Source organism: Campylobacter sp. BCW_6460 (assembly GCF_001762705.1).
Classification (GTDB): domain Bacteria; phylum Campylobacterota; class Campylobacteria; order Campylobacterales; family Campylobacteraceae; genus Campylobacter_D; species Campylobacter_D jejuni.
The window spans coordinates 197,470-218,043 of sequence record NZ_MJXI01000002.1; the positions used below are offsets into that span (position 1 = coordinate 197,470).

Here is a 20,574-nt window from a genome sequence, read left to right on the forward strand (position 1 = left end):
TCTACCCTTGTAAAATAATTTTTATATTATATAATTAAAATTTCAATTTTAAATGATAAATTTTTATAATTTTCAAGAAAGTTTTAAATGCAAAAAGAATTTTTTCAAGAGCTTCAAAATATTTTATATGAAAAAAATACAAATATAAAATTTCACTCTTTTCAAAATTTTTATGAAGACTTTAAAAGCCACAAATTTATTTTTAATCACGAGAATCAAAGCATTTTCAAAAAAAATACATCACAACAAATTACCTTACTTCATCCTACGCGTATAAGAAGACCTAAATTTGTCAATTCAACTCATGCGCTTGCTAAAATAATTCATTCAGTCACTCATATAGAATTTAATGCAATTAACCTAGCTTTAGATGCTAGTTATCGCTTTAAAAATCTACCTTTGCAATTTTATTACGATTGGCTGGAGGTAGCAGATGAGGAAATTAAACATTTCAAACTTTTAAATTCAGTACTTGAAGAACTTGGTTACAAATATGGAGATTTTCCAGTGCATGATAATTTAGAATCTGCTCTAGAAGCTACAAAAGACTCTTTAAGCTTTAGAATGGGAGTAGTTCATAGAGGTTTAGAAGCTAAAGGGCTTGATGCCAACCCATTTGTTGTTCAAAAACTTGAAAGCTCCAATCACTCCATTAAAAATCTTTTAATGGAATATCTTGAAATTATACTTAATGATGAAATAAAACACGTTAAAAAAGGAGATACTTGGTGGAAATTTTCAAATCAAAACAAGTATGATTTTATCGAGCTTTGCAAAACATTTAAACAATTCTCTCTTGCAGGAAAAAAACTTAACATTCAGGCAAGAATCAAAGCTGGTTTTACTCAAGAAGAATGCGAAGTCATTGAAAAATTTTACTCTTGATTTCTTATCTTAAATTTTGAAACAATAATGGTATATAAAACCCGAATAATTCCATAAAGCACATACAAGCTTGCTAAAATTACTAAACTTTCAAGGGGGTAAAGATATAAAAATGAAAATATTATAATTAAAATAATCAAAACTTTTAAAACGCTAGAACGATTAAAATCAAGCTTTTTAAAGCTGGGATAGCGTATATTACTTACCATTAAAAGCCCTAAAATTGCTTGAAGCACCAAAAAAACTACACCATAAGGCTTTAAAAAATCATAACTGATAAACGCATAAGTCCATATAGCACTCACAACTGCTGCAGTAGGTATAGGAAGACCTATAAAAACAGAAGGTTCATAAGTACCCGTGGTAACATTAAATCTCGCCAAACGAATGGCTCCAAAAACCACAAAAAAAGCCGTAATCAAAGATCCAAGTTTTCCAAAATCATAACCTATAGCCATATAAAAAAGAACCGCTGGAGCAACTCCAAAAGCTACTAGATCGGCTAAAGAATCAAATTCTACTCCAAATTTTGAAGTAGAATTTGTAAGTCTTGCAACACGGCCATCAAGCCCATCGCAAATCAAAGATAAAATAATATAAATCAAAGCTGTATAATAATTTCCATGTATTGAAGCTATAATAGAAATAACCCCTAAAAAAGCTGAAGCAGCTGTAAAAAGATTGGGTAAAATATAAATTAATTGCGGTCTGTTATTCATTATTTTTCCTTACGCAAAATAGCCTAACAATGAACCTGCTTTAATTTCATCATTTAAGCCTATATGAATTCTAGTATCTTTTGGTAAAAGTAAACTTATAGAGCCATTAATTAAAAAACCCATTCTATCTCCTGCTTTTAAATCATGAGAAATATTATCGAGCTTTAATTTTCTATCAAAAGAACCTGCATAGATTCGCAAAGCTATCGTTTTATTCTCTTTAACTTTTGCCAAAATAAAAACTCTTTGATTCATCATTTTTGCAGATTTTAATTCACTGCACAAAAAAAGGCCATGTCGTAAACGAATATCTGTTATAGACATTGCAAAAGGTGTATTAAAATTTCCAGCATCATAAAGAGCATTTTTAATAGTAATTTCAACACATTCACCCAAATCTTTATGATGAATATTTTCTATTTTAGTAACCCTACCATCTATAGGTGCAAAAATAGCTTTTTCATCACTACAAACAAGTTCTCTTTTAGGCACTCTAAAAAGAAAAATACAAATTACAATTAATGCTAATAGTAGGATGGAAAAAGAATAAAAAATCCACACAAAAATAAAAATCAAGCTTAAAATAATAAGACTTAAATATCCATCTTTTGCAATAAAATCTTTCATTCTTCTACTTTAACTTCAGTTTTAACTTCTTCAAGTTCTTGTAAACGACTTGGTAGACTATTTTGATCCTCAAACTCTTTAATAATCTCGCGCACTTTAGTACCTTCAATAGTTTCTTCTTCATAAAGGGCTGCAACCATAGTCTCAATCGCTCCTTTATAAGTATTTAAAGTATCTTTAACATCTTTATAGCGTTCATCTAAGGTTTTCTTTACATAATCATCTAAAGATTCTGCCATCTTTTCAGAATAATCTTTTATGGTTTGTCCACCACTTAAGAAAGTATTTCTTTGTTTTTCAAGCACCATAAGTCCTGCAATTTCACTCATACCATACATAGAAATCATAGCTTTTATGATATCGGTTGCTCTTTCTAAATCATTACTTGCACCCGTTGAAATTTCACCTATAAACACTTCTTCAGCTGCACGACCACCCAAAAGTACATCTACTTCAGCGATAAGTTCATGTTTTTGCATTAAAAATTTATTTTCCTCAGGAGTATTTAAAGTATAACCTAAAGCCGCAAGACCACGCGGAATCACAGAAACCTTACTTACACGTTTTGCACCTTTGGTAGTTTCAGCGATTAAAGCATGACCGCATTCATGATAAGTAACAATTTTCTTTTCTTTTTCATTAATACGACGTGATTTCTTCTCAAGTCCTGCTATAGCTCTTTCAACAGCTTCAACTAAATCATTTTGTTCTACATATTTTTTAGAATCCCTACCTGCTAAAAGTGCCGCTTCATTAATAATATTTGCAAGATCAGCTCCTGCAAGCCCTGCGGTTAAGCGTGCTATGTCTTCTACCTTAACTTTTGGGGAAATTTTGACATCTTTCATGTGCACTTTTAAAATATCACACCTACCTTTAAAATCAGGTTTATCAACTAAAACTTGTCTATCAAACCTTCCTGGTCTTAAAAGCGCTGCATCTAAAACTTCTGGGCGATTTGTTGCTGCTAAAACAATAACTGGGGAACTTTCTGTCCCAAAGCCATCCATTTCAGCCAAAAGCTGATTTAAAGTTTGTTCTCTTTCATCGTTTCCACCCATCATGCCACTTGCTGCACGACTTTTACCAATAGCATCTATTTCATCTATAAAAACAATAGCAGGAGCTTCTTTTTTTGCATTTTCAAACAAATCTCTCACACGAGAAGCACCTACACCCACAAACATTTCTATAAAAGAAGAACCTGAAACACTAAAAAACGGCACATCAGCTTCACCTGCAACTGCTTTTGCAAGCAAAGTTTTTCCTGTACCTGGAGGCCCAACAAGTAAAAGCCCTTTTGGAATTTTAGCTCCCAATTTAATATATCTTTCAGGATACTTTAAAAAATCTACAATTTCTTTTACTTCTTCTTTAGCTTCTTCAACACCAGCTACATCGCTAAATTTTACTTTAGGTTTTTCTGAATTTACAAGCTTCTTAGAACTTCCTATACCCAATATAGAACTTCCCATATTTTTTTGCATACGACTTGCCAAAAACATCCAAATACCAAAGAAAATAAATACTGGCAAAACCCATGAAAAAAGTATATCTGTAAACCAATTTGTTTCAGAATAGGCACCATAAGCGATATTTTTACTATCTAGTAAACTCACAAGCTCAGGATCGTTAACTTTTTTTGCTGTATAAACAGTATTGTGAGAGCTTGAAATTGCTTTGATTGTTGTTTGTCCTATACTAACTTGATTGATTTGTCCACTTTCAATAAGCTTTTTTAACTCAGAATAAGGGACATTTTTATTTACTTCATTACCATTCAATGCCCCACCAAAAGAACCATTGCCATCAAAAAATCCCTTAAAAATAATTATCATTATAATTGCAAAAATCGCAAAAATAAAAATGGGATTTTTGTTAAAAAAATTATTACCCTGCGGATTACCCTTATTATTTGGGGTATTATTATTCATTACTTATCCTTTTTATTATTTTTATATACAAAACTACACCACTCATTGATTTGCATTTCATCAATGAGTTCTAAATCTTGAAATTTTTCTTTAATTCTTGTTGAATATTTATCTAAAATTCCTGACAAAATAAGTATAGCATTATCTTCTAAATGGTTTTTAATATCTTTTTCTAAAATTAAAATCACATCTGCAATGATATTTGCAACAATTAGGTTATATAAACCATTTGCTTTATCTATAGATCCACACCAAGTCTTATGAAAATCGACATCATTTAATCTTGCATTTTCCAAAGAACTATCGATAGCCAACTCATCAGTATCACAAATTTCAACATTACAGCCAAACTTTGCCATGATAATACCTAAAATTCCACTACCGCAACCAAGATCTAAGGCTCTTAATTTACTTTTAGAAAATTTTTGTAAAAATTTTACACAAGAATATGTACTTTCATGATGTCCTGAGCCAAAGGCTAAGGCTGGATTAATCTTTATATTTATATAATTCTTTTTTTCTTCTTGCCAAGTGGTATGGATATAAACATTATCCACTAAAATAGGTTTTATGCCGTTTTTATATTCTTGTATCCAGTCCTTGTTTTCTTTCTCTACAAGACTTAAATTAGAAATAATTTTATGGTTTAAATTGAAAGTAGTTGTAAGTTTTTGAGCAAATATTTCAAGTGCCCATGAAAGCTCTTCTAAACTCTCATGGGATCTAATATAAACACCATTATCTTTCTCTTCTATAGCTTCTATACCTAAATCAAAAGCAAAATCAAGAAATAAATTTTTATACTGCTCTTCTACGATAAAGAACAATTCGTAATATTTTTTTTGCATTTAGAATTTTAAAATCAGCCTTTACTCAGCTGCACCTTCTCCACTTCCTATTCCTAAAACATCTTCAAGCTTTTCTTTTAAAACTTGTGGAGTAAAAGGTTTTACAATATAGTTATTTACGCCAGCTTTTAAAGCAGTAATCACTTCAGCTTTTCCGCCCTCAGTTGTAACCATAATAATAGGCATATCTTCATATTTTTTCTCTGCTCTTACTTTTTTTACCAACTCCAAGCCATTCATTTCTGGCATATTCCAATCTGTAATTAAAACTTTTACATCTTCATTTTTAGTTAATAAATCCCAAGCTTCAACGCCATGCTCGGCTTCTAAAACATCATCGTGTCCAAGTCTTGTTAGGGTATTTTTAATAATCCTTCTCATAGTAGAACTGTCATCAACAACTAACAATTTCACAATTTCGTCCTTTCAAAGTTTTTATAGTTTTATTTTACCCTTTTTAGCCTTATTAATCAAGCTAAAAAATTTTAAAAAATAGCATTATATCATCTTTTATTTAAAATTTTACTCAAATATTATTATTTTTATACTTAACCGTAAATAAATATACACTTAAACCTAAAAGAAGCAAGCTCACTCCACCGATAAGATAAATTGCATAAATCATCTGAGAAAAATCACCAATAGCAAGTTTAAATACCAACATCAAAGCTTCTATAGCTAAAGCAATGATAATAGAACCTAAAAATCTCACCATAGTTTTTTGAATTCCGCCTTCTTCTTTTTTTGTCCTTCCTAATACTTCTTGTTCGATCAAAGTTTTTGCCAAATCAAAAATAGCTAAAGCCAAAGTTATAGCAATGGTACTTTCAAACATATGTTCTATACCTATAGCTTGATTATCAAAAAGACTAAAAAAACCTTTTTGAAATAAAAAACAAGTAATCACAAATAAAACCAGTGCGAAGCAAAAATATACCAAACGACTAAATTGAGTAAAAACAAACTCAAATTTTCCTGCTTGAATAATCTTTAAAATATCTTCAAGCTTGATATCGATACAAACAACAAAAAGCAAGTTATTTTTATCATCGTAAATTGGCATAGAAGCTGTCACGCAAAGCTCATTATTTAAAACCGAAGGATAAGGATCGCTCAAAACACATCGTCTTAATTTTACAGCTCTATAAAAATAAGAACGAGTACTTCTATCCTCACCCTGCCCTATTTCATGAGCCTTATTTAAGGAAATCGCATTTTCTATTTGCATGCCTGAAATATCTAAAATATACAAAGCATCAAAAACAACAACTTCATGAGCTATTTTATCTAAAGCTGTTTTAATCGTTTTAAGGTGAATGTCAGGAAGTTTATTAGGTAAATTTCTTGTTAAAATATAACTCATATAAGCTCTAGCGCGATAGCGATTATCTTCAAATCTTTGTATATCTTTTATATACATTATACACCTTCTTTATTGTGTTTAAATTCAGGCACAATCTTTAATAAAGCTTCTGAAATATCTTCACATATTTGTAAATTTTCTATCTCTTTATTAAGCCAATCAAGATCAACCTTTTCATTCTTTGCTACAAAAATACTCTCATATTGCGTTTTAGCATCATTTTCATCAATCAAAAGCTCTTCATAAAGCTTCTCGCCTTTTCTTAAGCCTGTGATTTTAATTTCTAAATCATTACGATTAGAAAGTAAAAGCATTTTTTTAGCTAAATCTATGATTTTTACAGGCTTACCCATATCCAAAACAAAAAGTTCTCCCCCTTTTGCAATAGCTCCAGCTTGTAAAACAAGTTGCACTGCCTCAGCCACAAGCATAAAATAACGCACTATATCAGGGTGTGTTAAAGTTAAAGGCTCATTATTGGCAATTTGTGCTTTAAATTTCGGTATCACACTACCGCTAGAACCTAAAACATTACCAAAACGCACACAAGCAACTTCAAAATTTTCATCACTCATACTTAAAGTATAAAGCTCGCAAACTCTCTTAGTACAACCCATAATATTTGTTGGTCGCACTGCTTTATCTGTACTTATCATCACAAATTTAGCTACTTTATTTTCTTTAGCACTGTCGCATAAAATTTTAGTTCCTAAAATATTATTAATTACTGCTGAATGTGGATTTTGTTCGCAAAGAGGCACATGTTTATAGGCGGCTGCATGTAAAATAAGCTCAGGTTTATAAGTTTTTAATACCTCATCTAAACTTTGCTTATCTAAAATACTCAGTAAAATAGGAGTAATTTTTTCTTTATATAAATTTAAATCATCATTAATCTTATAAAGATTATACTCACTATGATCAACCATAATAAGATGCTTAGCACCAAATTTAATACATTGCTTACAAAGTTCACTGCCTATAGTTCCACCTGCTCCACTTACCAAAACTACCTTGTCTTTTAAAAAATCCGCCACAGCACTATCGTCTAAATCTTTTGGTTTTCTAGCAAGCAAGTCTTCTATACTGATATCTCTTGCTTCATTTCTTGTAAAAGAAAATATTTTTACATCGCAAATACCATAAACTACAAGTTCTTCAAAAAGTTTTTTAAGCTCTTCTTGTTCAAGTCTTAAAGCAATAATGGCAGTTTTTACCCCTTGTTCTACATAAGATTTTATTTTTTCTTTTTCTTCTACAATAAATTTATCACAATAAGTCCCTATAAGCTCTTTCCTCGCATCAACTACACCCACAGGAAAAAGCCCTAAAGAACCTTCTTTTGCGCCTTTTAACAAATGCAAAGCCTTAGAAGTTGCCCCTACTACAATACAAGGAGTTTCTTCTTCTTTCATTTTAGAAGGTTTAAAATCCACAAGCATTCTTTTGCTAATTCTTAAAGTACCTATAAACATATAAGAAAGAACAAAATCTATCACAATAGCACTTCTTGGAAAAGGATTAAAAAAATCACTAAAAAAATAAAAAATAAGAAAAAAACAAAACTCAGCTAAAAGCAAAGCAATAAAAATTTTTCTTGCTTCATTGAGAGAAAAAAATCTCCAAGCTACTTTATAAATTCTAAAAACAAACAAAAATGAAAGTTTTAAAACAAGCAAAATAATAGCAGAAATCATCATACCATGATAAAAAATACTCGGAATATCTCCACTAAATCTCAAAGAAAAAGCCAGATAAACGCTAAGTAAAATTAAAACAATATCTAAAGTTAAAAAAAATGCTAATCTTTTGCTTTTATAAAAAATCATTTTAAACCTTTATGCTCTTTAAGAACAGTTTTGAAATTTCATAAACATCATCTTTACTCATCGCCGTGCCACTTGGCAAACAAATTCCTTTTTGGAAAAATAACTCACTATTGCCATTAAGATAAGCCTTAGCTCCTTTAAATACTTCTTGAGTGTGCATAGCTTTCCATAATGGTCTTGTTTCTATTTGTTCATTTTTCAAATCTTCTATGAGTTTTGAAATTTTTGGATGCAAAGCGATATTTTTTTGACTGATATTTATATCTTTTTGACAAGCATTAAGTTCATTTTTATCAAAATCAATCAAAGCTGTACTTAACCAGCGATTGCTTCTTGAATTTTCTAATTCATCTAAAAAGCTAAAATGCTCTCCTAAAAATTCTTTATACCACTCATAAATTTCTCTTTTTTTAAGCACTCTTTGTTCTAAAACCTCCATTTGTGCTACACCAATAGCTCCTAAAACATTGCTTAAACGGTAATTATAACCATAATCTAAATGTTCATAATGCAAACAATTTTCCCTTGCTTGAGTGCTATAAAATCTTGCTTTTTCAATCTTTTCTTTATTTTTTCCTATAAGCATACCTCCACCTGAAGTGGTGATGATTTTATTGCCATTATAAGAATAAGCTCCAAATTCTCCAAAAGTTCCTAAAGCTTTATTCTTATAAAAACTTCCTAAAGCTTCGGCAGCATCTTCGATTAAAACAATTTCATTTTCTTTGCAAATTTTAACAATCTCATCCATTTTTGCAGCATTGCCATAAAGATGAGTTAAAATCAATGCTTTTGGTTTTTTTTCACATTCTTTAATGGCGAGTTTTAACAAATCTACATCAATATTATAAGTTTCATCACAATCTATAAATACAGGCTTTGCTTTAAGATAACAAATAGGTGCTACTGAAGCGATAAAAGTAAAAGAAGAAGCTAAAACGATATCATCTTGTTTTACCCCTGCCACCCTTAAAGCTAAATGCAAAGCCGCTGTGGCTGAATTTAAAGCTAAGACATTTTCACTTTTGCTATAATCTTTTACACTTTGCTCAAAGCGATTTACAAATTCACCCAAAGGTGCTATATAATTGCTTTTGAAAACTTCTTCTATGTATTTTAATTCATTACCACCCATATGCGGAGGAGAAAGAAAAAATCTCATGATTTATCCTTTGTATAAAACAAAATTTTTATAAATTGACTCTATTTTACCTAAAAAAATTTACAAAGAATCAAACAAAAATCTTTTTATAATCATTTCATATTTTTCTTTTTGCAGGCACTCCCACAAAAACACCTTTTTTATCTTGACTTTTAACCAAAGTTGCTCCACCACCTAAAATACTATCATCTGCTAAGCTTAAATTAGGCAAAACACAAGAATTAATCCCTAAAAAACAATTTTTACCGATTTTTACATTGCCCGCACATTTAGCCCCTACACTCACATGAGAAAATTCCCCTATCACGCATTCATGTTCAATCACACTTGAAGTATTTAAAATCACGCCTTTTTCTATTTTGGCTTTAGCATTAACTACTACATAAGGCATGATTAAAATTCCTGCACTTTCTTCCACGATTGCGCTAGGACTTATAAGTGCACTTTTATGGATAAGATTGACAATTTTAAAGCCATTTTCTGAAATTTTTTGATAAATCTTTTTTCGAATTTCATTGTTTCCTATGGCTATAAAAAAATCATATTTAGGCAAGGTGCTTTCAAATTTCATTCCTTTAAAATCATCTAAAAAAATACATTCTTTATAGCCCATATTTTTAGCCACATCTTCACAAACAAGCCCATGACCACTAGCACCATAAATATAAATTTTTTCAGTTCTTGCCATTAAATTTCTCTGTTGTAACATGGCCTTCTTTGCTTACCCCGCTTCGTTTTAAAACCTTTAAAGCTGTTAAAAACATGATTTTTAAATCAAGCAAAAAAGAAATATTTTTCACATAATACACATCAAGTTCGAATTTTTTCTGCCAAGAAATAGCATTTCTACCATTTACCTGCGCCCACCCTGTTATACCTGGACGCACTTTATGACGTAATTTTTGCTCTTCATTGTAAAGAGGTAAATACTCAACCAAAAGAGGTCTAGGTCCAACAAAACTCATATCCCCTTTTAAAACATTAAAAAGTTGTAAAAGCTCATCCAAACTTAAGCTTCTAACGATTTTTCCAAAAGCTTTCAAACGCAATTCATCGCTTAATAACTCACCCTTTTCATCTCTTTCATCGCTCATGGTTTTAAATTTATAAATTTTAAAAATTTTTTCATCTAACCCTGGGCGATTTTGGGTAAAAATCACACTTCCTTGAGTGATTTTTAAAAGTAAAGCAGTGATTAAAATCACCGGAGAAAAAAGCACCAAAAGCACTAAAGCTAAAATAAAATCAAAAATTCTTTTAAAAACTTTTTCATACATTCTTAATTACCCTATCATAAAGTTTTAAATAACGCTGTGCGATATTATTTTCATCGTATTGTAAAGCATCTTGGGCGGCATTTTTAGCTAAATTTAATCTTAATTTTTCATCTTCTAATAAAAGTGAAATTTTTTCGCTTAAATCTTTAGCATTTTTTGTTTTTGCCCAAAGTCCATCATAAGCATTAGAAATAGCCTCCACACAACCTTCACAATCACTTACCACTATAGCCTTACCGCAAGCTTTTGCCTCCAAAACACTTACAGGAAAGCCTTCTTTATAGCTTGGTAAAACAAAAATATCACAATTTTGCAAAAGCTCGACTATATCACTTCTAGCACCCAAATAATGCACCACGCCAGAGTTTAAAAACTCCAAACTTGCACAAGAAGGATTTTCATCTCTTCCACCAACTAAAACAAAATTTGCTTTGTCTTTTAGCATAGTAGCACTTTCATAAAATTCTTTTACACCCTTATGCCATAAAGCTCTTGCTATCATAAGCACAATGGGTTTTTTATCTATGTTTAAATTTTTCCAAAAAAGCTCTTTTTTTTCCGATTCTACATAAATAGGAAAAAATTTTTTTAAATTGATCCCTACAGATTTTATCACGCAAATTTTATTTTCTTTAAGTCCTAAATTCCGCATAAACTCAGCATTACTTTCATTGACAAAAATAAACTGGTGTGCAAATTTAAAACTTAATTTATAAAGATTATTAATAACAAAACGCACTAAATTTGCCTTAAAACCTTGATCTATATAAAAAGATCCCAAGCCTTCTACCAAAGCAAAACGATAAGGAATTTTTGCCCATTTTGCTGCTAAAATTCCAAAGGTATTGCTTTTATGTGCTGCACTTTGAATAAAATCAAGATTTAAATTTTTCAAAACCTTAGCAAGATAAAAAAAATTCTTTAAAACCACAAAAGGATTTAAACTAGCTCTTGAAAACTCATAAACAATTACTTTTAAGCCAAGATCTCTAAGTTTTTGCGTGTATTCATCTTGCGGCACTATAACAAAAACTTCGTCTTTTCTATCTTTTAACGCTTTTATAATAGGCATTCTAAAATGATAAATACTCGCTCCTGCATGTGATAAAAATCCTATTCTCATTTTCAACCCTTAAATTTTAAGTTTAAAAACCTTAGCATCTCTAGAATTAATCACCAAGTCAAATAAATTCTTATCATAATTTCCCAAAAAAAACATTTGCACATAAGCACTATTAAACATGGTTTTATCCATTAAAATAAATTGTGCATAAGGAATAGCACTATCCTTTAAATAAAAAATATAAAACTGAGCCTTATCATCAATTGGAGTGATTTTGTATTCACCTTGTTTAATAGAATTAATCTCTACGATACTATTTACAGAAACCACATTATCACCTATTTTAAAACTTCTAAAATCATCGCTTAAAACCACTCCATTGCTAAGATAAATTTCTCCATTTTTAACATCAAGTGGATAAGCTGTGCTAAAGGTAAAAGGTTTATCCAAAACTCCTGTATCTAAATTAATAAAAGAAAAACTAGCCACCGTAGAAAAAATCAAAGACATTCTAGCAGGCATATAAAGATAAATATCACGAGTTTTTGGCGTATCGATTTTAAAATCAGGTTTTGATAATGAAGCTAGAAACAAATCCACATTGCTTTGATTATAATCTTTCATCATGGCTTGTAAAATGTCTGTTTTTAAAATATCATTTTGCGGAGCATAAAAGCTTTTTTCTGTATATTCTACACTAAGTCTTGCCATATTAACTGCAGCTTGTTCATCTTTGCTTAAAACAAAAGAAGGGAAAAAATTATCCTTACCTAAATGCTTTCCACCATCTACTAAAGTTTTCACATCGCTATAATAACGCACAGGATAACCATAATCCCACCAAGTTACCACATAATCTTCTCTATTGGCTATATTTTTTAATTGATTTAATAATGATGCTTCATTTTGAGAAAAAACTGTTGGTGCTTTATAGTTGTAAATATGAATAAATACTGGAGCTAAAGTCAAAATAGTTGCAAAAACAATACAAATATTTGAAGTTAATTGGCTATATTTTTTAACCAATATAGCCTTAAACTCGCTCAATAAAAAACCAAATCCTAAAGCCATTACAGGTACAGAATAAATGGTAAATCTAAGCCCCCCTTTTAAGGCTAAAAACCCAAGCACCAATATAGGTAAAGCCATAATCATACTTTTATGTTTTCTCAAAAGCCATACAAAACCAAACAAAGAAAACAAAAAAACAATTTCACTACCACTAATTCTTCGCATAAATTCGCTAAGATCTACATTTTCAACTTCTTGTATGGTTTGATTGACATTAAAATACATAAAGCCCTGTGTTAAATTCGCACTTTCATCACTTCTAAAAATATAAAATTTAAGCTGATAAAGTATAGGATCAACCCCACCGCTTAAAATCAAAAATATCAAAGTTGCACTACCTAAAATTCCTATAATCATAAAATTTAAGCGTTTTTGCTCTAAGGCGAATAAAGCAAAAAGTATTACTATAATGGCACTTTGATAAAACCATGCTATATTTGAAAGAGTAAGAGAAGACAAAATCACAGCTATATAAAAAATCTTTTCTTTTCTATGAAAAATAAGTGTATAAATTAAAAAAAGTCCAATTAAAGCTACATTTAAAGTATAACTTGAAGGATACCACCAAAGATAAATTCCTATAAATAACGGCAAAGCAATCAATGAAAAAAAGTCTTTTTTTAAAATCATTCTTACCATAAAAAATAAAATAAACATAGGTAAAACAATTACCAGCATATCCGTATCATAATACCCACTCATAGTGCGATTATAATAACTGTTTGCTATACTTGCTAAAAGAGCAGCTACAAAGCCCATTAAAGGACGTTTGTATTCATTAGCTAGTAAAATAATAGGAATCACCACCAAAGAAGATAAAAAAGTACTCATATATAAAATGATACTTTCAAAAGAAAAAGGTGTGACTTTATAAAGCCAATAAGTAAGCGTAGATAAAGAAGATCCATAATAACTCAAATCATTAGGCTGATGAAAACCTGCTATCATATCTCTTGCGCCTTCAGCAAAGGCATAGCCATCGTTTGAAATGATCATTAATTGATTATTGAAAAAATACTCATTAAACTCACTTGCCCACCAAACCCAATAAAACCTGCAAAATACACTAAAAACATAAGCTAATATAATCATTGCAAACAAAACTAAATAAGGGTTTTTTAAATACTCTTTTTTCAACATCTTTTATCCTAATAAATATCTCAAAGCATCGCGTGCAATTTTTACTTTATCAAAGGCCTTAGCCCTAGTTTTAGCCTTATTTTTATACGCTTTTCTTAATTTATCGTCTTCAAGCATAGTTTTTAAACCCTGAAACATGGAGTTTTCATTATCTACTTCTACTAAAAGTCCAAATTCATCATCGCCAAAAAGCTCTCTTGCGCCACTTTTATGATCAGTGCAAACCACCGCACAAGAACAAGCTAAGCTTTCAATTAAAACATTTGAAAAGCCTTCAAATACAGAAGCAAAAGCAAAAAATTCGCATTTAGCCATGTATTTATAAGGATTATTATCAAATCCTAAAAGCAAAACCTTTTCTTCTAAATTTAACTCTTTAATCAAAGCTAAAAGCTCATCTTTAAGCACACCTTCACCTAAAATCACAAGCTTTAAATCTGTTTTCAATCTCGCATAAGCACGAATTAATAAAGCATGATTTTTACCTTTATCAAGTCTGCCTACACTTAAAATAAATTTATCTTTTAAAGCTATGTCTTCAAGGGCTTTTTGCTCTATGTTTTCTAAATCGATGGCATTGTACAAAATTTCACATTTTTTTGGATTTATACTAAAATTTTGCACTAAATCTTCTAAATTTCCCTTAGAATTAGGCAAGATTAAATCAGCTTTTGGGTAAAGCAAAGAAATTAAAAATTTATTTGCCAAAGAATTAAAATTATTTTTCGCATACATCACACTTGGCGTAGTGCATTCATTGATCACAAGGCGAGTTTTATTTCCAAACATTCTTGCCATTAAAGCTATATAATTAGGTCGATTTAAAAAAACAAATTCTGTATCAATGCCTAAATTTCTGCAAAGTTTTTTGTATTTTAAAGCCAAAAAAGGTAATTTTAAAAATTTCAAAATAGGATTTTCACTAGGTTTTGAATATTCTAAAAAATGAATTTGACACTCTGGAATTTCATAAGAAATTTTATCATTCATCAAGATCAAATGCACTTCAAATTTCAAACTTAAAATAGGCAATAAAGTCGCCACAACTCTTTCAGCACCACCACTTCCTAAAGAATAAATAAAAATTCCTAATTTTTGCATAAAGCCACCCGAATTTTCGATAATTTTTCAATCATATTATTTGGAATTATACTTAAAATGAGTAATATCAAAGCAGGAGCGTTGATTTTTATACTCAGGCTTTTAAACAAACATTTATAAAGAGCTTTATAATTTTTTGCAAGTTTTGCATAATAAGCTGCCATTTTATAATAACTCGCACAAGTTTTTTTATAATCTTTATCCTTACTCATTCTAAGTTCATTTTCTAAAATTTTAGCAAGCTCTAAATATCCCAAATACACCCTATAAGCATTTTTACTCGCCCCTAAAGTCACGCTATCTTGCCTAAAAATCCTATAAATCCTAAAAGCCTTATGAATATAAAAACTTTTTTCCTTGTATAAATTTACCCAAAGCGTGGCTTCATTGCCATAAAATTCTTCATTAAAACGCTTGTTTTCAAGTAGAGATTTTTTAAAAACAGAAAAAAACTCTCCGCTAAATTTAGCCATTAAAAAATCTTTTTTAGAAATTTCGCTATCTTTTTCCAAACCCTTGCCGCTAAATTCCTTGCTTAAATTTCCTTCTTTTTCTATCAAACAATTTCCAAAAACATGAGCATAACCCTCATTTGCTTTTTGCATCAAGGTACTTAAAGCCCCAGATAAAAGCTCATCATCATCATCTAAAAAAGTTACAAACTCGCCACTTGCTTGATCTAAGCCATTGTTTTTATTGCCATTTGGGCCTTGTTTGTAATTTTGATTTAAAAAATACTTAATACGATCATCATCTTTTTGTAAATTTTGCACCACACTTTTAGTATCATCGCTAGAATTATCATCGCTTACAATAATTTCTAAATCTTTAAAATCTTGATTTTGTATGCTTTTAATAGCCTTTTCTAACAAAACTTGACGATTAAAAGTTGGTACTATAACAGAAAGTTTAGGCATTTTTAACCTCGACTATAAGCTTAAGCCATTCTTCTTTGATATGAGAAATTTCAAAATCTTTACACCTTTGTTTGGCATTATTTACAAGTTCTTTTCTAAAATTTTCATCATTTAAAACAAGTTCGAGTTTTTTAGCAAGTGCTATTTCATCATCACAACCTACCAAAAGTCCATCATGATTATCTTTGATCAAATCCTTAGCACCATTATAATAAGAACTTGAAATTCTACAAACCTCAAAATACAAACTTTCAATTAAAACCGTTGGCAAACCCTCTACAAAAGAACAAAGGCAAAGCGCTTTTGCTTTTTCATAAAGAGCCTTGACATTTTCAACGCGTCCTAAAAAATCAACTTTTATTCCTAAAGATTTTACCTTGTATTCAAGTTCTTGCCTTAACTCTCCATCTCCTGCTATAACAAATTTATAATTTTCTTGCAAATTTTTATCCAAATGCGCTATAGCTTTTAAAAACATTGCAGGGTTTTTGTTGTAATCTAAACGCCCTATAAAAAGAACCAAATTTTCCTTTTTAAAACTAGAATCAAAAGGAATTTCATCGCTAAAATGACAAGGGTTTAATAAAAGTTTAACCCTTTTTACAAATCTTTCATAATACACCTTATCACTGCTTCCAAGCACACTTAAAGCATCACAAAAAGGATAGCTTACCCTTCTTAAAAAACGCCAAATTTTAGGTTTTAAATACGCCTCACTGCTATGCTCACTTATAATGAGTGGAGTTTTAAGCCCTATTTTCGCAATAATACAAGCAATATTAGTCGTATCCAAAAAAGAAATAAAAACATCAGCCTTGCTTTCTTTTAAAGCCTTTCTTAAAGCAAAAAATTTCTTAAAACGACTTGCGATTTTATGATAAAGCGTGTCAAATCTAAATTGTTCTAAACTTGTAATTTTAACTTCATTTTCAAGCTTATAAAAAGATTCTCCTGCATGAAATTTAATAATACTTACCTCATGCTCTTTGCAAAGCACATTAGCTAAGGTTACTAAAACACGCTCAGCACCTCCTGAATTTAAAGTTGCGATAATAAAGCTTATTTTCATCATTTCTCCTCTTTAAGCTTACCGTGTTCTAAACGATAAACCTTATCACATTGTGTTATCGTAGAAAGGCGATGTGCGATAATAATCATGGTTTTATCTTTAGAAATTTTATAAATTTCATCCATGATTTTTGCTTCACTTTGAGTATCAAGCGCAGAAGTTGCTTCATCAAGCACTAAAATTTCAGGCTCTAGATATAAAGCTCTTGCTATAGCTATGCGTTGTTTTTGTCCCCCGCTTAAATTACTCCCCCCATCACCTACTTTTGTTTGCACTCCTTGAGGTAAATTTTTTATAAAATGCTCTAAATTTGCTTGTTTAATAACCCTGTTAAGTTTTTCTTCATCAACCGCATCTCCAAAAGTAATATTTTTAGCTATGCTGTCATTAAAAAGATAGATATTTTGTGGGATATAGCCTATTTTTTGGCGATAATTTTTTGCATTACTTGCATTTAACTCTTGCTTATCAATTAAAATTTGCCCTTCTTTTGGTTTTAAAAGTCCTATGATAAGATCTACTAAGGTACTTTTTCCGCAACCACTCTCCCCTATAAAAGCGATTTTTTCGCCTTTTTTAATGTTTAAGTTAAGATTTTTAAATAAATGTTTTTTTCCCTCATAACCAAAGCTAAGATTGCAAATTTTAAGCTCTTGATTAAAGCTTAATTTTTCCTCGCCCAAATTTTCTTCTTCTTGTCTTAAATTTTGGTAAATAATATCCAAAGAAGAATGATAATAAAGCAAATCATGATAACTTGTGATAATACGATTTGCGCTTGGCATTAAGCGATAAAGTGCTAAAACAAAAATAGAAATCGTGGATAAAATACCTGAAATATCACTTTCATTTTTCAAAACCAAAAATACCACGATAAAAACAAGTACACAAAAACCTATTCCTTCAAGATAAATTCTAGGCACTGCAGCTACGCTTTCATTGGTAATATTCGCTTTAGAAAAAGCTTCACTTTGTGCTTTAAACAAGCTTAATACTCCATCTTCTTTGGTTTTAAGCTTGATAAATTTGAAATTATTTAAATTTGTATTTAAAATTTCAAAGAAATTTTTCATCGCTTCTTCGCGTCTTACTCCTGCTTTTTTAATGATAGGGCTTAAAATTTTCACTAAAATAAAGGCATTTAACACCATAAAAATACTTAAAAATAAAGTGATTTTATAATTAATCAAAAGCATTAAAGCATAAAGTAAAAGCACTACAAAAATTTCACTCATCAAAAGTAAAAATGATGAAATCATAGTGCTTAGATTATAAACTTCCCCTGTAATGGACTTTAAAATTTCAGATTGATTTTTTTGAGTAAATTTTTCATAATTAATATTTAAAAATTTAGAAAAAACCTTATAAGCAATCGCGTGATAACGCCCTTTAGAAAATCTCGCCAAAAGATGAAAATAATACGCATTTAACAAAGCTCTAAACACATAAAAAACAATAAGCCCCACTCCAAAATAAACAATGATTTCAAAAACAGGGATATTAAGATATTCTTTTAGGCTGATTAAATATTTATTACGATCAAAATAAGAAAAATCACTAGCCAAAGTGATAAAAGGCATTACCAAAGAAATTGCAAAAGTTTCCATAAAAGAAACAAATACTGAAAAAACAAGCAAGAAAAATAAAAAATTTTTATCTTCCTTGCTTAAAATAAAAAAAAGTTTTTTTAACACTGTTTTTCCCAATCAAAAGCAGATTTACAAATAAGCTCTAAATCATCATATTTAGGCTGCCAAGAAGTAAGATTTCTGATTTTACTTGCATCAGAAATCAACACACTAGGATCGCCCGCACGGCGTGGGGCAAGTTCTACTTTAAAATCCGCTCCGCTAACTTTTTTCATCGCTTCAATCACTTCTTTTACACTAAAACCATGTCCATAACCTACATTAAAAACATTACTTTCATTCTCTTTTAAATAATCCAAAGCTGCTAAATGCGCGCTTGAAATATCATCTACATGGATAAAATCTCTTATGCAAGTACCATCTTTTGTATCATAATCATCGCCAAATATGAAAAGTTTTTCACGTTTTCCTGCGGCACATTCAGCTGCAACTTTTATAAGCAAAGTCGCTTTTGGATAGCGTTGTCCTAAAGTATAATCCATACAAGCACCTGCAACATTAAAATATCTTAAAATACAATGCTTAAATTCAGGATTTGCCATACTTGCATCACGCAAAACCTCTTCGCTCATAAGCTTACTGCGACCATAAGGATTAATAGGTGCTAAAGAGCTTGTTTCACTCACAACAGGAGTTTGTGGTTCGCCATAAGTGGCTGCCGTTGAAGAAAATATAAATTTATTCACTCCAGTTTGCAAACAAGTTTCGATGAGATTTGTTGTATTAACAGTGTTGTTCATATAATATTTTAAAGGGTTTTGCATACTTTCAAAAACTTCAATGCTCGCTGCAAAATGCACAATAGCGTCAAATTTTTCTCTCTCAAACAATGCTTTTACGCCTTGAAAATCACTTAAATCTTGTTCGAAAAATTGAAAAGCTCTTATTTTTTGCAAATCTTCTATTGCAATTTTAGAGCCCTTAGAAAGATTATCTAAAACACAAATTTCATGATCTGTTTTTAAAAATTGCCTTAAAGTATGAGAACCTATATAACCTGCGCCACCGCTAATAAGAATTTTCATCATCATTCCTTTTTTTAAAAATGTCAAAAATAAATTTTAATATATTTTCTTAAATACTTAAGATTGAACTTTTGAAATTTCACTCTCGCAAGCTTTTGCGAAAACTTCTGTATAAGAACGATCTGATTTTTTCGCACGCAAAAAATCTCTCATATAAGAAAGAAAATCAACATAATCTTCTTCACTAACATTACCTTTAATAAATTCATATTTTAAAAAAAGCATATAGGTGTTTAAAACATCACTTTCACAATATTTGTGAATTTTTTCAAGTTCATTTTCATAAAAAAGCTTCATTACCTCATCGCCATGCACATCATATTTTCCTGGCAAACCCACCATAGAGCAAAGTGTATCAAGCTTTATTCCACGCCCATTAGATCCTAAGGATTCTAATAAATCACAATGTTTTAATTCTGAAAATCTTGTTTTATAATTATTCCATTTATCGCTTTGAGTATCCAAATAAGTTGCTGCTTTTAAATTGTATTTTAAAGCCCTTAAAACAAGAACAGGCATATCGAAATTTTTACCATTAAAGCTGACTAATTTTGGCTCATAATTTTCTATAAAATTGAAAAAATTCTCAATCATTTCTTTTTCATTTTGCCCATCAATTTTATTTACTTTGATAAATTTTCCAAAATTATCACTTAAAACCGCGCAAATACTGATGATTTTATGATAAGGCAAAGGCAAAAACTCACTCCCACTTTGTTCTTTTTGCCACTGAAGTGCTTTCAAACTTACTTCTAAATCACTTCCTTCAAAACCTAAAGTTTTGCGGATAAGCTCAACATCTGGCACACTCTCACAATCAAAAACACAAATATAACCTTCATTTTTTGCCATTTTTAACCTTTTTTTAAATAATTTCGCTAAAATCATAGCAAAA

The 20,574-nt window shown here is 30.2% G+C and carries 19 protein-coding genes; 1 reads left to right on the forward strand and 18 read right to left on the reverse strand.

Translation table 11 applies throughout. From position 1 onward, the window contains the following. The first annotated feature begins 87 nt into the window (after positions 1 to 87). Positions 88 to 885, forward strand: coding sequence for a ferritin-like domain-containing protein (locus tag AJ881_RS01710; RefSeq protein ID WP_070210262.1), 798 nt, complete (start codon positions 88 to 90; stop codon positions 883 to 885). Here the strand turns inward: AJ881_RS01710 and pssA are convergent. The 18 genes from pssA to AJ881_RS01800 form a co-directional block, all read right to left on the reverse strand. After that, a complete protein-coding gene (gene pssA, locus AJ881_RS01715; protein ID WP_002859122.1) occupies positions 876 to 1,604 on the reverse strand; it encodes a CDP-diacylglycerol--serine O-phosphatidyltransferase in 729 nt (242 codons plus the stop codon). The genes AJ881_RS01710 and pssA overlap by 10 nt on opposite strands. A gap of 9 nt (positions 1,605 to 1,613) precedes the next feature. Next, on the reverse strand, positions 1,614 to 2,231 hold the full coding sequence (locus tag AJ881_RS01720) for a phosphatidylserine decarboxylase (RefSeq protein WP_070282314.1): 618 nt from the start codon (positions 2,229 to 2,231) through the stop codon (positions 1,614 to 1,616). Beyond that, on the reverse strand, positions 2,228 to 4,165 hold the full coding sequence (gene ftsH, locus AJ881_RS01725; protein ID WP_070282313.1) for an ATP-dependent zinc metalloprotease FtsH: 1,938 nt from the start codon (positions 4,163 to 4,165) through the stop codon (positions 2,228 to 2,230). Before ftsH ends, AJ881_RS01720 begins: the two co-directional genes overlap by 4 nt. After that, complete coding sequence (locus tag AJ881_RS01730) at positions 4,165 to 5,013, reverse strand: 50S ribosomal protein L11 methyltransferase (protein WP_002861833.1); 849 nt, start codon at positions 5,011 to 5,013, stop codon at positions 4,165 to 4,167. The genes ftsH and AJ881_RS01730 overlap by 1 nt, the downstream gene beginning before the upstream one ends. A gap of 21 nt (positions 5,014 to 5,034) precedes the next feature. Next, complete coding sequence (locus tag AJ881_RS01735) at positions 5,035 to 5,427, reverse strand: chemotaxis response regulator CheY (protein WP_032603349.1); 393 nt, start codon at positions 5,425 to 5,427, stop codon at positions 5,035 to 5,037. A gap of 112 nt (positions 5,428 to 5,539) precedes the next feature. Then, positions 5,540 to 6,433, reverse strand: coding sequence for a PDC sensor domain-containing protein (locus tag AJ881_RS01740; protein ID WP_044793933.1), 894 nt, complete (start codon positions 6,431 to 6,433; stop codon positions 5,540 to 5,542). Beyond that, entirely contained in the window at positions 6,433 to 8,205 is a 1,773-nt protein-coding gene (gene pglF / locus AJ881_RS01745) for a UDP-N-acetylglucosamine 4,6-dehydratase (configuration-retaining) (protein ID WP_070282310.1), read from the reverse strand. Before pglF ends, AJ881_RS01740 begins: the two co-directional genes overlap by 1 nt. Before the next feature lies 1 nt (position 8,206). Further along, complete coding sequence (gene pglE / locus AJ881_RS01750) at positions 8,207 to 9,367, reverse strand: UDP-N-acetylbacillosamine transaminase (RefSeq protein WP_070282308.1); 1,161 nt, start codon at positions 9,365 to 9,367, stop codon at positions 8,207 to 8,209. Between the two features lie 97 nt (positions 9,368 to 9,464). Further along, complete coding sequence (gene pglD, locus AJ881_RS01755) at positions 9,465 to 10,055, reverse strand: UDP-N-acetylbacillosamine N-acetyltransferase (protein ID WP_070282527.1); 591 nt, start codon at positions 10,053 to 10,055, stop codon at positions 9,465 to 9,467. Continuing rightward, complete coding sequence (gene pglC, locus AJ881_RS01760) at positions 10,042 to 10,644, reverse strand: undecaprenyl phosphate N,N'-diacetylbacillosamine 1-phosphate transferase (RefSeq protein ID WP_002861839.1); 603 nt, start codon at positions 10,642 to 10,644, stop codon at positions 10,042 to 10,044. The genes pglD and pglC overlap by 14 nt, the downstream gene beginning before the upstream one ends. After that, on the reverse strand, positions 10,637 to 11,767 hold the full coding sequence (gene pglA / locus AJ881_RS01765; RefSeq protein WP_070282306.1) for a N,N'-diacetylbacillosaminyl-diphospho-undecaprenol alpha-1,3-N-acetylgalactosaminyltransferase: 1,131 nt from the start codon (positions 11,765 to 11,767) through the stop codon (positions 10,637 to 10,639). Before pglA ends, pglC begins: the two co-directional genes overlap by 8 nt. A 9-nt stretch (positions 11,768 to 11,776) precedes the next feature. Continuing rightward, positions 11,777 to 13,918, reverse strand: coding sequence for an undecaprenyl-diphosphooligosaccharide--protein glycotransferase (gene pglB, locus AJ881_RS01770; RefSeq protein WP_070282304.1), 2,142 nt, complete (start codon positions 13,916 to 13,918; stop codon positions 11,777 to 11,779). Between the two features lie 3 nt (positions 13,919 to 13,921). After that, entirely contained in the window at positions 13,922 to 15,019 is a 1,098-nt protein-coding gene (gene pglJ, locus AJ881_RS01775) for an N-acetylgalactosamine-N,N'-diacetylbacillosaminyl-diphospho-undecaprenol 4-alpha-N-acetylgalactosaminyltransferase (protein WP_070278149.1), read from the reverse strand. Next, on the reverse strand, positions 15,007 to 15,936 hold the full coding sequence (gene pglI, locus AJ881_RS01780) for a GalNAc(5)-diNAcBac-PP-undecaprenol beta-1,3-glucosyltransferase (protein WP_002852770.1): 930 nt from the start codon (positions 15,934 to 15,936) through the stop codon (positions 15,007 to 15,009). Before pglI ends, pglJ begins: the two co-directional genes overlap by 13 nt. Next, positions 15,929 to 17,008 carry a GalNAc-alpha-(1->4)-GalNAc-alpha-(1->3)-diNAcBac-PP-undecaprenol alpha-1,4-N-acetyl-D-galactosaminyltransferase gene (pglH, locus tag AJ881_RS01785; RefSeq protein WP_083259440.1) on the reverse strand — a complete coding sequence of 360 codons (1,080 nt, stop codon included), beginning with the start codon at positions 17,006 to 17,008 and terminating at the stop codon, positions 15,929 to 15,931. Before pglH ends, pglI begins: the two co-directional genes overlap by 8 nt. Beyond that, the gene (pglK, locus tag AJ881_RS01790; RefSeq protein ID WP_070282300.1) at positions 17,005 to 18,699 is read right to left on the reverse strand and encodes an ABC-type lipopolysaccharide transporter PglK; all 1,695 of its coding nucleotides are present in this window, start codon (positions 18,697 to 18,699) and stop codon (positions 17,005 to 17,007) included. Before pglK ends, pglH begins: the two co-directional genes overlap by 4 nt. Continuing rightward, positions 18,693 to 19,679, reverse strand: coding sequence for a UDP-glucose 4-epimerase GalE (gene galE, locus AJ881_RS01795; RefSeq protein WP_070282298.1), 987 nt, complete (start codon positions 19,677 to 19,679; stop codon positions 18,693 to 18,695). The genes pglK and galE overlap by 7 nt, the downstream gene beginning before the upstream one ends. A gap of 57 nt (positions 19,680 to 19,736) precedes the next feature. Beyond that, a complete protein-coding gene (locus AJ881_RS01800) occupies positions 19,737 to 20,531 on the reverse strand; it encodes a 3'-5' exonuclease (RefSeq protein WP_070282296.1) in 795 nt (264 codons plus the stop codon). Positions 20,532 to 20,574: the final 43 nt, after the last annotated feature.